The 14,889-nt window shown below is 74.9% G+C and carries 15 protein-coding genes; 9 read left to right on the top strand and 6 right to left on the bottom strand.

Annotated elements, in window-relative coordinates; genetic code table 11:
* Positions 1–24 precede the first annotated feature (24 nt).
* Both ACI79F_RS08235 and ACI79F_RS08240 read left to right on the top strand, forming a co-directional pair.
* Positions 25–468, top strand: coding sequence for an NfeD family protein (locus tag ACI79F_RS08235; RefSeq protein ID WP_456545739.1), 444 nt, complete (start codon positions 25–27; stop codon positions 466–468).
* Between the two features lie 34 nt (positions 469–502).
* Entirely contained in the window at positions 503–1,711 is a 1,209-nt protein-coding gene (locus ACI79F_RS08240; protein ID WP_456545738.1) for an SPFH domain-containing protein, read from the top strand.
* A 117-nt stretch (positions 1,712–1,828) separates the two neighbouring features.
* Here ACI79F_RS08240 and ACI79F_RS08245 read toward each other — a convergent pair whose 3' ends face one another.
* Complete coding sequence (locus ACI79F_RS08245) at positions 1,829–2,809, bottom strand: RNA polymerase sigma factor SigF (protein WP_456545737.1); 981 nt, start codon at positions 2,807–2,809, stop codon at positions 1,829–1,831.
* Positions 2,806–3,237, bottom strand: a complete 432-nt coding sequence (locus ACI79F_RS08250; RefSeq protein WP_456545736.1) for an ATP-binding protein — start codon at positions 3,235–3,237, stop codon at positions 2,806–2,808. Before ACI79F_RS08250 ends, ACI79F_RS08245 begins: the two co-directional genes overlap by 4 nt.
* Before the next feature lie 273 nt (positions 3,238–3,510).
* Here ACI79F_RS08250 and ACI79F_RS08255 point away from each other — a divergent pair, with 273 nt between their 5' ends.
* Both ACI79F_RS08255 and ACI79F_RS08260 read left to right on the top strand, forming a co-directional pair.
* Positions 3,511–5,346 (top strand): SpoIIE family protein phosphatase, encoded by a 1,836-nt coding sequence (locus ACI79F_RS08255; RefSeq protein ID WP_456545735.1) that lies wholly within the window; start codon positions 3,511–3,513, stop codon positions 5,344–5,346.
* 58 nt (positions 5,347–5,404) lie between these two features.
* Positions 5,405–6,412 (top strand): DNA topoisomerase IB, encoded by a 1,008-nt coding sequence (locus ACI79F_RS08260; protein WP_456545734.1) that lies wholly within the window; start codon positions 5,405–5,407, stop codon positions 6,410–6,412.
* A gap of 212 nt (positions 6,413–6,624) precedes the next feature.
* Here ACI79F_RS08260 and ACI79F_RS08265 read toward each other — a convergent pair whose 3' ends face one another.
* Together ACI79F_RS08265 and ACI79F_RS08270 are read right to left on the bottom strand one after the other, a co-directional pair.
* Positions 6,625–7,023, bottom strand: a complete 399-nt coding sequence (locus ACI79F_RS08265; RefSeq protein WP_456545733.1) for an STAS domain-containing protein — start codon at positions 7,021–7,023, stop codon at positions 6,625–6,627.
* A gap of 248 nt (positions 7,024–7,271) precedes the next feature.
* Positions 7,272–7,685 (bottom strand): hypothetical protein, encoded by a 414-nt coding sequence (locus ACI79F_RS08270; protein ID WP_456545732.1) that lies wholly within the window; start codon positions 7,683–7,685, stop codon positions 7,272–7,274.
* Between the two features lie 167 nt (positions 7,686–7,852).
* Here ACI79F_RS08270 and ACI79F_RS08275 point away from each other — a divergent pair, with 167 nt between their 5' ends.
* The 5 genes from ACI79F_RS08275 to purU all read left to right on the top strand — a co-directional run bounded on the left by ACI79F_RS08275 (position 7,853) and on the right by purU (position 12,455).
* Complete coding sequence (locus ACI79F_RS08275; RefSeq protein WP_456545731.1) at positions 7,853–8,431, top strand: DUF1360 domain-containing protein; 579 nt, start codon at positions 7,853–7,855, stop codon at positions 8,429–8,431.
* A 108-nt stretch (positions 8,432–8,539) separates the two neighbouring features.
* Entirely contained in the window at positions 8,540–9,601 is a 1,062-nt protein-coding gene (gene ku, locus ACI79F_RS08280) for a non-homologous end joining protein Ku (RefSeq protein WP_456545730.1), read from the top strand.
* Between the two features lies 1 nt (position 9,602).
* Complete coding sequence (ligD, locus tag ACI79F_RS08285; protein ID WP_456545729.1) at positions 9,603–10,583, top strand: non-homologous end-joining DNA ligase; 981 nt, start codon at positions 9,603–9,605, stop codon at positions 10,581–10,583.
* Positions 10,580–11,500 (top strand): non-homologous end-joining DNA ligase, encoded by a 921-nt coding sequence (gene ligD / locus ACI79F_RS08290; RefSeq protein WP_456545728.1) that lies wholly within the window; start codon positions 10,580–10,582, stop codon positions 11,498–11,500. Before ligD (ACI79F_RS08285) ends, ligD (ACI79F_RS08290) begins: the two co-directional genes overlap by 4 nt.
* A gap of 73 nt (positions 11,501–11,573) precedes the next feature.
* Positions 11,574–12,455: a formyltetrahydrofolate deformylase gene (purU, locus tag ACI79F_RS08295; protein WP_456545727.1), complete on the top strand. Its 882-nt coding sequence runs from the start codon at positions 11,574–11,576 to the stop codon at positions 12,453–12,455.
* A gap of 61 nt (positions 12,456–12,516) precedes the next feature.
* Here purU and ACI79F_RS08300 read toward each other — a convergent pair whose 3' ends face one another.
* Positions 12,517–13,479, bottom strand: a complete 963-nt coding sequence (locus tag ACI79F_RS08300) for a proteasome assembly chaperone family protein (RefSeq protein ID WP_456545726.1) — start codon at positions 13,477–13,479, stop codon at positions 12,517–12,519.
* 99 nt (positions 13,480–13,578) lie between these two features.
* Positions 13,579–14,853 carry an AI-2E family transporter gene (locus tag ACI79F_RS08305; protein ID WP_456545725.1) on the bottom strand — a complete coding sequence of 425 codons (1,275 nt, stop codon included), beginning with the start codon at positions 14,851–14,853 and terminating at the stop codon, positions 13,579–13,581.
* Positions 14,854–14,889: the final 36 nt, after the last annotated feature.

Raw genomic sequence — 14,889 nt, forward strand, 5'->3', positions numbered from 1 at the left:
CGGGGCGGGTGCCAGAGTGAGCCCGTGGATCCCTGGGTGCTCTGGCTGATCGCCTCCGGGCTCTTCGCCGCCGGCGAGATGGCCACCCTCGACCTGACGCTGCTGATGTTCGCCGGCGGCGCGCTCGGCGGCATGACCGTGGCGCTGCTCGGCGGGGCCGTCGTCTGGCAGGTCGTCGCGTTCGTCGCCGTCTCCGCCGTCCTGCTGGCGCTGGTCCGGCCGCTGGCCAAGCGGCACCTGGTCGACCGCACGCCCGAGCAGCTGGACGGCGTCGCCACGCTGGTCGGCCGCACCGCCCGGGTCTCGCAGGCCGTCGACGGCCACGGCGGCCGCATCCTGCTCGGCGCCGACGAGTGGACGGCGCGCACGCAGTACGCCGGCGAGAGCTTCCCGGTCGGCGCCACCGTGCGGATCCTCCAGGTGGACGGCGCGACCGCCGTCGTCGGCGACGCCCTGGAGCTCGAGTGAAGTCCCACCCCACACCTACGGACGGAGCCCTCCCGTGACCCCCGCACTCATCGCGGTCGTCGTCGTCGCGCTGCTGGCGCTGATCGTGATCGCCAAGAGCGTCACGATCGTGCCGCAGGCCCAGGCCAAGGTCGTCGAGCGGCTGGGCCGCTACAGCCGCACCCTGTCGCCGGGCCTGTCGATCCTGGTGCCGTTCATCGACCGCGTGCGCGCCACCATCGACCTGCGCGAGCAGGTCATCTCGTTCCCGCCGCAGCCGGTGATCACCGCCGACAACCTGCAGGTGGGCATCGACACCGTCGTCTACTTCCAGGTCACCGACCCGCGGCTGGCCGTGTACGGCATCGCGAACTACATCACCGGCATGGAGCAGCTGACCACCACGACGCTGCGCAACGTCGTCGGCGGGCTCAACCTCGAGGGGGCGCTCACCGGCCGCGACGGCATCAACAGCCAGCTGCGCTCGGTGCTCGACGGCACCACCGGGCCGTGGGGGCTGCGGGTCGCCCGCGTGGAGATCAAGGCCATCGACCCGCCGCCGTCCATCCAGGACTCGATGGAGAAGCAGATGCGCGCCGACCGCGACAAGCGCGCGATCATCCTGCAGGCCGAGGGTCAGCGGCAGTCGCAGATCACCACGGCCGAGGGCCAGAAGGCCGCCGCGATCCTGTCGGCGGAGGGCAAGAAGCAGGCCGCGATCCTCGAGGCCGAGGCGGAGCGGCAGAGCCGCATCCTGCGGGCCGAGGGCGAGCGGGCGGCGCTGTACCTGCAGGCGCAGGGCCAGGCCAAGTCGATCGAGACGGTGTTCCAGGCCATCCACGACGGCAAGCCCGACCAGGGGCTGCTGGCCTACCAGTACCTGCAGACGCTGCCGCAGATCGCCCAGGGCGACGCGAACAAGATGTGGATCGTCCCCAGCGAGTTCAGCAAGGCGCTGGAGGGGCTGGCCCGGATGGGCGGCGCGGACGGCGACGCCCGCTCGTGGATGGACGTCGGACCGTCGAACGGCACGTCGGGGCCGGCGCGGGAGATGGACACCAGCGACTGGTTCGAGTCGCAGCTCCCGCCGGCCGCCGAGCAGCCCGAGGCGCAGATCCACATGACCGAGCTGGCCGACACGGTGCCGGCCGTCCCCTCGCCGACGATGCCGCCGACGGACTCCATGGCGCACGCCGCCGCTGAGGAGGCCCCGACGATGCCGCCGCTGCCGGGGCAGCAGCCGCCCGCGCCTCCGCAGCAGTAGTCCCACCGTGGACCGGTCGCGGGACCCGGAGGGTCCCCGACCGGTCCACGGGGCGGGGCTCCACGCCGGTCGGGGACGGCTCCTGGCCGCGGTGTCGGCCGGGAGGCCGACGGTGACTCAGTCCTTGAGCAGGCCCTCGCGGAGCTTGGCCAGCGTCTGGCTGAGCAGCCGCGACACGTGCATCTGCGAGATGCCGATGTCGGCGGCGATCTGCGACTGGGTCATGTTGCCGAAGAACCGCAGGATCAGGATGCGCCGCTCGCGGGCGGGGATCGTGGCCAGCAGCGGCTGCAGCGACTCCCGGTACTCCACGCCCTCGAGCGCGGCGTCCTCCTCGCCCAGGGTCGCGGCGAGGGTGGGGGAGTCGTCCTCGCCGGACAGCCGCTCGTCGAGCGAGCTGCTGCGGTAGGCGTTGGCGACGGCGAGGCCCTCGAGGACCTCCTCCCGCGGGATGCCCAGGTGCTCGGCCAGCTCGCTGGGGGTCGGCGCCCGCCCGTTCTTCTGGGCGAGCTCCCCGACGGCCGAGTTCAGCGACAGGTGCAGCTCCTGCAGCCGCCGCGGCACCCGCACCGACCAGCCCTGGTCGCGGAAGTGCCGCTTGATCTCCCCGGTGATCGTCGGGACGGCGAAGGAGAGGAACTCCACCCCGCGCGTCGGGTCGAACCGGTCGATCGCGGCGATCAGGCCGAGCGTGCCCACCTGGAGCAGGTCGTCGAACGGCTCGCCGCGGTTGCTGAACCGGCGGGCGAAGTGCCGCACCAGCGGCAGGTGCTCCTCGACCAGGATCTCCCGCAGCCGCTCGCGGCGGGGGTCGTCCTTGTCCAGCGTGGCCAGCTCGGCGAACAGCGGCGCGGTCCGCTCGGCGCGGCGCCGGTTGTCCGACACGGGGGCGGCGTCCTCGGCCTCCCCGCGGGGCGCCGGCACGGCCGCGGTGTCCTCCTCGGCGTCGGCGTCGTCCTCCTCGACGGCGTCGGCCTGCTCGCTCTCCTCGGCGGCGTCGATCACCTCGTCGGCATCCGGGTCGTTCGGGGGGACGGTCTCATCGCCGCGCAGGGTCTCCTCCTCGGCGGTCTGTTCGGTGGCGGCCCCCGGGGTCACCGCGCGACCGAGACGTTCCGGTCCGAGCCGCCCACGGAGCTCGGGTGCTGGCCCGGCAGGTACTTGTCCACCGAGATGACGGCGACCGCGGTGGCCGTGCCGTCGCCGCCGGGTACGTCGGCCTGGGTGGCCGGCCGGGCGTCGACGTCGTCGACCAGGGTCTGCAGCACCGCCCAGCCGAAGCCGTCGCGGGGCACGTCGGTCCCGTCGGCGGTCGGCACCCACGCGTCGATGTGCAGGCCGCTGCGCGTCGTCTCGAACACCACGGTCAGCGGCTCGTCCGGCGCGCCGATCGCGGCCAGCGTGGCGCACGCCTCGTCGACGGCCAGGCGCAGGTCCTCGACGGAGTCCAGGTCGTAGTCCATCCGGATGGCCAGGTCACCGGCCATGGCCCGCACCGCGGGCAGCTGGGTCGGTGTGGTGGGCACCCGCAGTTCCAGCCGTTCGGCTCGCCGCCCGTCCTGCCCGACGGCACCCCTGCGATCCACCATGCGTCGTCTCTCCTCGATCCCTCGTCCGGGCCGGGCACCTCGGCGGCACCGGCCCCGGCGCACCATCCTGCCCGAAGCCCGCGCCGGGCCGCGGTGCCCGGGCGGCTCCGGTCGCGGCGCCGACGGCCCGTGATACCCGGCGGACGGGGGCCGCCAAACCCCCGCCGGCGCGGTTGCCGGAGCCTGGGGGCTGGTGTCCACTGGCCGAAGATGGACACCACCGAGGGCGCCCGTTCGCCGGACACCGTGCCCGCCGACGAGAGCGGCCAGGCCACGCTCGTGGCGGCCCTGGAGCACGCCCCCGCCGCTATCGTCTGCCTGGCCGGCGCCGACCTGTCGCCGGTCTGGGCCAACGCCCGCGCCCGGGAGCTCGGCCCCGACGGCGCGCACCTGCCCCTGGTGGCCGGCCGGCCGGTGACCGAGCTGGCCGCCGAGGCGCTGCGGACGGGCCGCACGGAGGCCGTCACCGGCCTGCTCGGCGCCGACGGCGCGCCGGCCACGCTGGTCGTCCAGCCGCTCACCGTGGCCGGGGGGGCCGGCGTCCTGCTCGTCCTGGAGGCCGGCGGCGACGGCTCGTCCGACGACCCGCGCGGGGACGTCGTCGAGCAGGTGCAGTCGGCGCTGCTGCCCCCGTCCCTGCCGCTGCTGCCCGACATCCGCGTGTCGGGCAGCTACGAGCGGGCAACGTCCGTCGGCGCGGCGGGCGGGGACTGGTACGACGCCGTCCCGCTCGGGGCCGGCCGGCTCGCCCTGGTCATCGGGGACGCCGTGGGGTCGGGTGTCCCGGCGGCCGGCGCGATGAGCCGGTTGCGCGGCGCGATGCGCTCGATCGCCATGCGCGACCCGTGGCCGGGTGCGGTGGTCACCGCCCTCGACGAGTTCGCCGCGCAGATGGACGACGTGGAGGGCGCGTCGGTCTTCTACGCCGTCCTGGAGTCCGGCTCCGGCCGGCTGTCCTACGCCGCCGCCGGGCACCCGGCGCCGCTGGTCGTCGGCGCCGACGGCAGCACCTCCTACCTGCCGCTGGTCGCGCGCCCGCCGCTGGGCACCGTGCCCGGCACGCGGACCGAGGTCTCGCACGCCGTGCTGGAGAAGGGGGCCACCGTCGTCCTCTTCTCCGACGGCGCGGTGGCCGCCGCCGGCTCCCCGCCCACCCAGGGGCTCAGCCACCTCGCCGAGGTGGCCCGCGCGGTGGTGGCGCGCAGCGAGGAGGCCGACACCGCCGACCTGGCCGCGGCCGTCGCCGCGCGGCTGCCGGCGCCGGTCGGCCGGCCCGACGACGTGGCCGTGCTCGTCGCCCACCGGCTGGCCGACGCGCCGGCGCCGCTGCGGCTGGACCTGCCGGCCGTGCCGTCGTCGCTGCCCGCGGTCCGCCGCCGGCTCGGCGCCTGGCTGGACCGGCTCGGCATGGGCGAGCAGGACCGGGTGGGCGTCATGGTCGCGGTGGGGGAGGCGGCGGCCAACGCCGCCGAGCACGCCTACCGGGACAGCGAGCCCGGCCCCATGCACGTGACGGCCACCGTCGACCTCGACGGCGTCCTCACCGTCACCGTCCGGGACGAGGGCACCTGGCGCACGCCGGACCGCGACCCCGGCAGCCGCGGCCGCGGGCTGCTGATCATGCGGCAGCTCGTCGACGGGGTGGTCCTGCAGGGCGAGCACGGGACGACGGTGACCCTCCGGGTGCGCCTGCGCCACGGGCCCGACGACGACGCCCCGCACCTGCCCCCGGGGACCTCGGCGGCCGTGGTGGTCGACCGCTCCGGCGAGCGGGCCGTGGTCCGGGTGGAGGGCGAGCTGGACATGCTCACCGCCGAGCAGCTGCGGATCCGGCTGCTCGAGGCCAGCCACGGCGGCACGGCGCCGATCGAGCTGGACCTGACCGGCGTGACGCTGTTCAGCAGCGCCGCGGTCCGGGTGGTCCTGGCCGTCGCCCGGATCGCGCGGGAGGCGGGCTGGCGCCTGGCCGTGCACGCGCCCGCCGGCGGGGTCACCCGGCACGTCCTGGAGATCAGCGGCCTCGTGGGGCTGGTCGACGTCCGCTGACCGGGGGAACCGGCGCCGTTCCGGTTTGGACAACCGGATCGCGGCACATCAACTGGGGGTGAGACTGCGGCGCAGCGACGTGCACGGCTCCGGGTGGCGGCGCCGGCGCGCCGGGCGGGGGTTCGCCTACTACGACGAGGACGGCGTCCTGATCAAGGACGACCGGCTGGACCGGATCCGGGCGCTGGCGATCCCGCCCGCCTGGAAGGACGTGTGGATCTGCCCGTGGCCCAACGGCCACATCCAGGCCACCGGCATGGACGCCGCCGGCCGCCGCCAGTACCGCTACCACGACGAGTGGCGGGCCCGGCGGGACGCGGAGAAGCACGAGCGGGTCCTGGAGATCGCCCACCAGTTGCCCGACGTGCGCGACGAGATCGCCGCCGCGCTGCGGACCCGCGGGCTCAACCGGGAGCGGGTGCTGGCCTGCGCGATCCGGCTGCTGGACCTCGCGGCCTTCCGCGTCGGCAGCGAGCAGTACGCCGACGAGAACGGCACCTACGGCCTGGCCACCCTGCGCCGCGAGCACGTGCGGGTGCGCGGGGAGAACACCTACTTCGCCTACACCGCCAAGGGCGGCATCGAGCGGGAGGTCGAGGTCACCGACCGGCCCACCGCGACGGTCGTCCGGCAGCTGCTCGAGCGGCCCGAGGGCACCGGCGAGGAGTTGCTGGCCTACCAGCTCGACGACGGCGGCTGGCGCGACGTCACGAGCACGGAGATCAACGCCTACCTCAAGGAGGTCAGCGGCGCCGAGCTGACCGCCAAGGACTTCCGCACGTGGAACGCCACCGTGCTCATGGCCGCCCGGCTGGCCGAGGTGCCGCCGCCGGCGTCGAGGACGGCGCGCAAGAAGGTGGTCAGCGCCGCCTACAAGGAGGTCTCCGAGCAGCTGGGCAACACGCCCGCGGTCTGCAAGGCCAGCTACGTCGACCCGCGGGTGGTCGACCGGTTCGAGCACGGCGAGACGATCGCGCCGGCGCTGGAGGAGGCGGCGTCCGCCGACGACGACCGCGAGGCGCAGCGGGCGCTGGAGGCCGCGGTCTGCCAACTGCTGCACGCCTGACCCGGCGGGGCCGGGATCAGGTGACCTGATCGTGCGGTGTCCTCCCTCACCGTGCACCGTGAGGGAGGACGCTCCACGATCAGGTGAGCTGATCGTGGCGGGGGCCGGACACACGACGAGGCCCCGCCGGAGCGGGGCCTCGTCGTCTGTCGGTGGCCCCCTGCAGGGGCCCGCCGCGAGCTAGCGAGCGGTGGGGGGCAGGGGGTCCTTCTTCAGCGGGCGCTGCCGTCCACGATGGTGAACAGGTCGATCAGACCGGTCACCTCCAGCGGCCGGGTGACCGCACGGGTGGTGGCGACGAGCCGGAGCTCGACGTCGCGGCTGCGCGCCGACTTCTGCGTCTCCACGAGCACGGCCAGGCCGGCCGAGCCGAGGAACTGGACGCCGGAGAGGTCGATCACGAGTTCGCGCGGCTGCTGCTCGAGCTGGGTGTCCAGGGACGAGCGGAGGACCGGCGCGGTGAACGTGTCCACTTCGCCGACGACCGTCACCGTGACGACGCCGTCCTCACCGGTGGTGGTGGAGAGCGTGATCACGTCGTCGAAGGGGGCCTCCGTGCCCTCGTTCGGCACGTCGGGCTGCCCCTCGGCGGGCAGGTCGGGTGTGGTCACGGACGAGCTCCTCTCAACGGCAGTGCCCGGCGGCACGACCGCGGGGTCAATCTACCGCCGTGCGGGGCGTCGGTGTCGGCGCCCCCGGGCACACGCCCGGTCGGACGGTGTCCCTGCCGGGGTCACCCCCGGCACGGGTGCGCGGCTGCCTGTTGAACCGCGCTTACAACGTAGACACCCGGATCGGCCCCCGCCAACCCACCGCGCGGACGGCGCACCCGGCGCTCGCCCGCGGGAGGTCTCCGGCCTCAGCCGTCGGTGACGTGCATCGCCGCCTCCTCCGGCCCCTCCCCGCCGGCGGGCGCGTCCGCGGTGGCCTCGACGTCGTCGGCCGTGGTGTTGGTGCCGGAGTCCGAGAACGGCGACGTCGAGGTGTCCTGCTCCAGCTGCATGCCGGCCCGCTGCGGGTCCTCGGCGGCGCGGACGCCGGGCTGGACGTCGGGCTCCTCCCGGTCCAGGCGGCCGGAGAGGGACTCGCCCTGCGACTGCTCGAACGCCGTCGTCCCGAAGTCGGTGGAGGCGCCGGGGCGCTCGCCGGGCAGCGGGGCGAACTCCGGGTCCTCGTTCCAGGTCTGGGTGGGCGAGTCGTCCTGGGAGACCTCGGGGATGCCCTCGTCCTCGGGGTGGACGTCGCGGGCGGTCTGGCCCTCGGGCGTGGTCATGGGGTGGTGCCTCCTCCTGCGCGCGCGGTCCCGCGCTGCCGATCCGTCGGCGGCCGTCGTCCGGCCGCGGTCCCTCCCCGCCTACCCGCCCCTCCCGAGACCATGCGGGCGGCGGTGTCCGCCGATCGGATGGGTCGGGCAGCGGCCGCGGGGGTAGCGGCGACGCCATGGCGATCGGCGACGAGGTGCAGCGGGCGACCGCCCCCTTCCTGCGCTGGGCTCGGACCCAGCGGCGCGAGTACACCCAGGGCGAGCCGCGGCCGCTGGCCGGCGACCTCGGGGCGATGGGCGTGTACCTGGGCCTGGTGTCCGCCGGGGCGGCGGCGGTGCGGGCGTCGGGGCGCGAGCTGCCCGACCGGATCCCGCCCGGCGACGCCGCCCTGCTCGCGGTCGCGACCTTCCGCCTGGCCCGCCGGATCGCCAAGGACCCGGTCACCGCGCCGCTGCGCGCGCCGTTCACGGCGTTCCAGGGGCCCTCCGGGCACGCCGAGGTCGCCGAGGAGGTGCGCGAGCACGGCGGGGTCAAGCACGCGGTCGGGGAGCTGCTGACCTGCCCCTTCTGCCTGGCCCAGTGGGTCGCGACCGGGCTGGTGTTCGGCTACGCCACCGCGCCGAAGGCCACCCGGCTGGCCGCGCTGACGATGACGCTGGTGGCCTCCTCCGACGTCCTGCAGTTCGTCTACGACGCGATCCAGAACGGCGGGCTGGAGCCGGCGCCGCGCGAGGAGCCGCAGGGCGTGGACTGAGCCGGCGTCCCCCGCGCGGGGGAGGAGCGCCGTCGTCGACCTGCCGGAGCGGCCGCACCCGGCCTAGGCTGCGGTTTCGGGTGTCGTGGGGGGCGGGAGGAGGCGGGCGTGCCGAGGTCGATCTGGCGGGGTGCGGTCTCCTTCGGGCTGGTCAGCATCGGCGTGAAGCTGTACTCCGCGACCGAGGACAAGGACATCCGCTTCCACCAGGTGCACGCACCCGACGGCGGCCGGATCAAGTACAAGCGGGTCTGCTCGATCGACGGCGAGGAGGTCGAGTACGCCGACATCGCCAAGGGCTACGAGCTGCCCGACGGCCAGCTGGTGATCCTGACCGACGAGGACTTCGAGGAACTGCCGCTGTCCACGCGGCGGGAGATCGACGTCCTGCAGTTCGTCGACCAGGAGGAGATCGACCCGATCCACTTCGAGAAGACCTACTACCTCGAGCCCGACGGGCCCGCCGTCCGCCCCTACGTGCTGCTGCGCGACGCCCTGGTCAACGCCGGGCAGGTCGCCATCACCAAGATCGCGCTCCGGCAGCGGGAGTCGCTGGCCGCGCTGCGGGTGCGCGACGACGTGCTGGTCCTGCACACCATGCGCTGGCCCGACGAGATCCGCCGTCCCGACTTCGCGTTCCTGGACGAGGACGTCGCCGTCCGGCCGCAGGAGCTGCAGATGGCCGAGGCGCTGATCTCCTCGATGTCCGGCGAGTTCGACCCGAACGAGTTCACCGACGACTACCGCGAGGCCATGACGGCGCTGCTGGAGGCCAAGCAGACCGGCGGCGAGGTGCAGCCGGTGCCCGAGACCGCCGACCCGGGCGCCGCGGTGGTCGACCTGATGAGCGCGCTGCGCCGCAGCGTGGAGAAGGCCCGCGGCGGCGCCGCCGACGACGCGGACGCCGCCCCGGCGAAGCGCGCCCCGGCGAAGAAGGCCACGGCGCCGCGCAAGGCCGCCGACGCGGACGCCGAGGGCGCCGACGAGGCGCCGGCGAAGCGGACCACCAGGAAGGCGCCGGCCGCGAAGGCGACGGCGGCGGAGAAGGCGACCGCCGCGGAGAAGACCACCGCGGCGGAGAAGACCACCGCGGCGAAGAAGACGACGGCCGCGAAGAAGACGACGGCGGCCGAGAAGGCCCCGGCCAAGCGGGCCCGCCGCAGCGCCTGAGGTGGCCCGCCCCGAACCGCCGCCCGTCCCCGCGCCGATGCTCGCCACGCCCGGCGAGCTGCCGCCGGCCGCGGAGGACGACCGCTGGGGCTACGAGTTCAAGTGGGACGGCGTCCGGGCCGTCGCGCTGGTCCGCGACGGCCGGGTGGGCCTGTGGGCGCGCAGCCGCACCGACATCACCGTCCGCTACCCCGAGGTGACCCGGCCGCCCGCCGCGCTGGCCGGGCACGAGGCCGTGGTGGACGGCGAGATCGTGGCGATGGACGCCCTCGGGCGCCCGGACTTCGGGGCCCTGCAGGGGCGGATGCACCGCACCGGGCCGGAGGTGCGCCGGATGGCGGCGGCCGCGCCGGTGACCTACCTGGTGTTCGACCTGCTGGCGCTCGACGGCGAGGACCTCACCGGACTGCCCTACGCCGAGCGCCGGGTCCGGCTCGACGCGCTCGCACCGTCGGGGGAGCGGTGGGTCGCCACCCCGTGGTTCCGCGGCGGCGGCGCCGACGTGCACGCCGCGAGCCGGGAGAACGGCCTGGAGGGCGTCGTCGCCAAGCGGCTGGACAGCCCCTACCGGCCGGGGGCCCGGGCGCCGGAGTGGCGCAAGGTCAAGCACCTGCGGATGCAGAGCGTCGTCGTCGGCGGCTGGCGGCCCGGGCAGGGCCGGCGGGCCGGCGGGGTCGGCTCGCTGCTCGTCGGCGTGCACGACGACGCCGGCCGGCTGGTCTACGCCGGGCACGTGGGCACGGGGTTCACCGACGCCGCCCTGCGGGAACTGGACCCCCTGCTCACCGCGCGGGCCGGCTCCCCGTTCGCCGACGCGCTGCCCCGGGAGGTCACCCGGGACGCGCGCTGGGTCGAGCCCGAGCTGGTCGGCGAGGTCGCCTTCGCCGGCTGGACCGCCGACGGGCGGATGCGCCACCCGTCGTGGCGGGGGCTGCGCGACGACCTGGACCCGGAGGAGGTGACCGAGGAGTGGCAGCCGTGAGCCGTCAGCGGGTGCGGGTCGACGGGCGCCAGCTGGAGGTCTCCAACCTCGAGAAGGTGCTCTTCCCGGAGGTGTCGTTCACCAAGGCCCAGGTCATCGACTACTACGTCCGGGTCGCCCCGGTCCTGCTGCCGCACCTGTCCGGGCGGCCGGTGACCTTCACCCGCTGGCCCGACGGCGTGGAGGGGCAGGCGTTCTTCGAGAAGAACAGCGCCCGGCACGCCCCGGACTGGGTCCGGCGGGTGACGATCCCCAGCCCCGGCAGCAGCCGGGGGCGGGAGACGCTGGACATGGTCGTGCTGGAGACCGTCGCCGACCTCGCGTGGGCGGCCAACCTGGCCGCGCTCGAGCTGCACGTGCCGCAGTGGCAGATCGGCAGCAGGCTGCAGCCGACGCTGCCCGACCTGCTGGTGCTCGACCTGGACCCGGGGCCGGAGACCGGCATCCGGGAGTGCTGCCGGCTGGCCGAGCGGCTGCGGCGGCGGCTGGTCGCCGACGGCCTCGACCCGGTGGTCAAGACCTCCGGGTCCAAGGGCATGCAGGTGTACGCCCCGATCCGGGTCACCGACCGCGACCACCCCAGCCGGTACGCGAAGGCGCTGGCGCAGCAGCTGTCCGCCGAGACGCCGGACCAGGTCGTGTGGCGGATGGAGAAGGTGCTGCGCCCCGGCAAGGTGCTCATCGACTGGAGCCAGAACAACCCGGCCAAGACCACGGTGGCGCCGTACTCGCTGCGCGCCCGTCCGGACGCGACGGTCTCCACCCCGATCGGCTGGGACGAGGTCGACGCGGTCAACGAGGGCGCCGACCCCGGGCTGCTGCGCTTCCGCACCGAGGAGGTGCTGCACCGGGTGGAGGACTACGGGGACCTGTTCGACGTCGCCGACCGCACCCGCGCCCGGCTGCCCGCCGCCTAGGCCTCACCCCTGGGGGTGCCCCGCCCGTGCCGCACCGGTCCGCGGCCGCGGCGATGGGGGAGGATCGGGCACCGTGCTGCCTGCCGCTCCCGCCGACCCCGCCTCAGCCGACGCGGGCCGCCTCGTGGTCCGCTGTCCCGACCGGCCCGGCATCGTCGCCGTCCTGTCCCGCCTGCTGGCCGACGTCGGCGCCAACATCACGGACTCCCAGCAGCACTCGTCCGACCCGACCGGCGGCACCTTCACCCTCCGCCTGGAGTTCGTCCTCGCGGACCTGGCCGAGCGCCGGCCGCAGCTCGAGGGCGCGCTGGACCTGCTGGCCCGGCAGTGGCAGATGACCTGGCGGCTCACCGAGGCCAGCGCCCGGCCCTCCATCGCGGTGTTCGTCAGCAAGACCGACCACGTGCTGCAGGAGCTGATCTACCGGGTCCGCGCCGGTGACCTGCGCGCCGACATCACCGCCGTCGTCTCCAACCACCCCGACCTCGAGCCGGTGGCGGCCGCGGCCGGGATCCCCTTCCACCACGTCCCGGTCACGCCGGGGACCAAGGCCGAGGCCGAGGCCCGCGCCCTGGAGATCGTCGGCGACGCCGACCTGGTGGTGCTCGCCCGGTACATGCAGATCGTCTCGGCCGACTTCTGCGGCCGCTTCCCGGAGCGGCTGATCAACATCCACCACAGCTTCCTGCCGGCGTTCGTCGGCGCGAACCCGTACCAGGCGGCGCACGACCGCGGCGTGAAGCTGATCGGGGCGACCGCGCACTACGTGACCGCGGAGCTCGACGCCGGCCCGATCATCGAGCAGGAGGTCGCCCGCGTCGACCACCGCGCCACCGTCGCCGACATGCGCCGGGTGGGCCGCTACGTCGAGCGCCAGGTGCTCGCCCAGGCCGTGACCTGGCACGTCGAGGACCGGGTCATCGTCGAGGGCGACCGGACCATCGTCTTCGCCTGACGAAGGACCCCGCTGCCCCCCCACGCCTTGCACGCTCGGCGCGGGCCCTGCAACGGGGCCATCACTCCCCGCGACGCTTCTCCTGCTCGGCGAGGAACCGCTCGAACTCGTCGGCGATCTCCTCGCCGCTGGGCACCTCGCCGCGCGAGCCGAGCAGCCCGGTGTCGCCGTGCGCGGCGGTGAACTCGTCGTACTGCTGCTCCAGCGCCGCGACCACGGCGGTGTTCTCCGGCGACCGCGCGATCTGCTCGTCGACCTCGGTGCGGTTGGCCTCGGCCGCCTCGCGCAGCGTCTCGGTGGGCAGGTGCAGCCCGGTCAGCCGGGCCAGGTGCTCCACCAGCGTCAGCGACGCGGCCGGGTAGGTCGCCTGCGCCAGGTAGTGCGGCACGTGCGCGGCGACGCCGTAGGCGTCCACCCCGGCCTCGCCCATCCGCAGCTCCAGCAGGGCGCCGAGGCTGCCGGGGATCCGCACCTGGCCCCAGTAGACCGGGTAGCTCTCGATCAGCTGGCGCCGCGTGGCGTGCGCGGTCAGCGTCACCGGGCGGGTGTGCGGCACCGGCATCGGGATCGCGTGCAGCGCCACCACCGACGTCACGCCCAGCCGCTCGACCAGCCCGCGGACCGCGGCGACGAACCGCTCCCACGCGAAGTCGGGCTCGGCGCCGTGCAGCAGCAGGAACGGCTCGCCGGCGTCGTCCTCCAGCGCGTACAGCACGATCTCCGGCAGCGTCACGTCGGCGTAGCTGTCGCCGGTGAAGGTCATCCGCGGCCGGTGCGCCCGGTAGTCGACCAGGGCGTCGGCGTCGAAGCGGGCCACCACCTCGTGCGGCAGGCTGGCCAGCAGGTGCGCGCCGGCCAGCGCCCCGGACCGGGCGGCGTCGAAGTCCCCGGCCAGGTCGTGCACGAGCACCAGGCCGCGCCGGCCCGCCGCCGGGTCGGCGTGCTGGGCCAGCTCGCTCTCCCGGTGCAGGAACGGGTCGGCGGCCGGGAGCAGCTCCACGAGGTCCTCCGGTCGCAGCGCCACGTGAGCTCCTCCTCGTCGTCGATCCGCCGGGTGTGGGTACCCGGCACTCCGGCCAACCCCCGCGCGGGCGGGGCATTCCCATGGTCCCCCCGGCGGGGGTCAGGCGTCCGCGTCCTCCTCGGGCGCCGGACCGCGGTCCGCGGGCGGTGTCACCGGCTCGGGCGCCAGCCGGGCGCCGTTCCCGTCGCCGGTGACCTGGGTGCGCAACCCCTCGTCGGTCACCTCCGGCGACTTGCCGTCCAGCTGGTCGCGGACGTACCGGTAGGTGACGGCGATGAGCGCGGCCACGGGGACGCCGAGGAACGCCCCGGTGATGCCGGCCAGGCTGCCGCCGGCGGTGACGGCGAGGATCACCACGGCGGCGTGCAGGTTGAACCCGCGCCCCTGGATGATCGGCTGCAGCACGTTGCCCTCGATCTGCTGAACCAGCAGCACGATGCCCAGCACGATGAGGGCGACGGTGAAGCCCTCGTCGACCAGCGCGATGAGGACGGCGAACGCGCCGGCCACGACCGCACCGATGATCGGGATGAACGCGGCGAAGAACGTGATGACGGCCAGGGGCAGCACCAGCGGGACGTCGAGGATCCACAGCCCGAGGCCGATGAAGAAGGCGTCGATGAAGCCGACGAGGGCCTGCTGGCGGATGAACTCCGACAGCGTCGACCACGCCTTGTCCGACAGGGCCGCGACGTGCGGGGCGGCCCGGCGGCCGGTCTGCGCGGCCAGCCACGGCACCCAGCGCGGCCCGTCCTTGAGGAAGAAGAAGACCAGCACCAGGGCCAGCACGAGGTTGATCAGCCCGTTGCCGATGGCCGTCGCCCCGGTGGCGGCGTAGCTGGCGATGTCGCCGGCGCGCGACTGCAGCTCGTTGATCGCCTGGTCGACGGCGTTGCCGATCTGGTCCTCGTCGATGTTGAACGGCGGGCCCTGCAGCCACTCCTGGACGTCCTGCAGGCCGCTGCCGACCTGGTCGGCCAGGGCCTCGACCTGGTCCACCACCTGCGGGGCGATGACCGCGATGATCCCGCCGAACACGCCGATGGCCGCCAGCAGCACCACCGAGGCGGCCAGCGCCGGCGGCCACCCGTGCCGGCGCAGGAAGCGGGTCGGCGGCCACAGCACCGTGGTGATCAGCAGGCCGAGGACGATCGGCAGCAGGATCACCCACAGCCGGCCGAGGATCTCCCCGAGCACGTAGATCGCCAGGGCGATCAGCAGCAGCTCGGCCGAGCCGATGGCCAGGGTGCGGATCCCGCGCTGCAGCTTGGGGCCGCGCTCCTCCGACGGTGCCGGCGCGGACGTGGCGGCGCCGGGGACGTCGGTGACCGCCGGCGGGCGGGACGCGGCCGGTCGGCGCGAGAACAGCCTCATGGGGTCCATCGGAGCACAGACCCCGTCGGCGCACCG

This window comes from Blastococcus sp. SYSU D00868 (genome assembly GCF_054050575.1).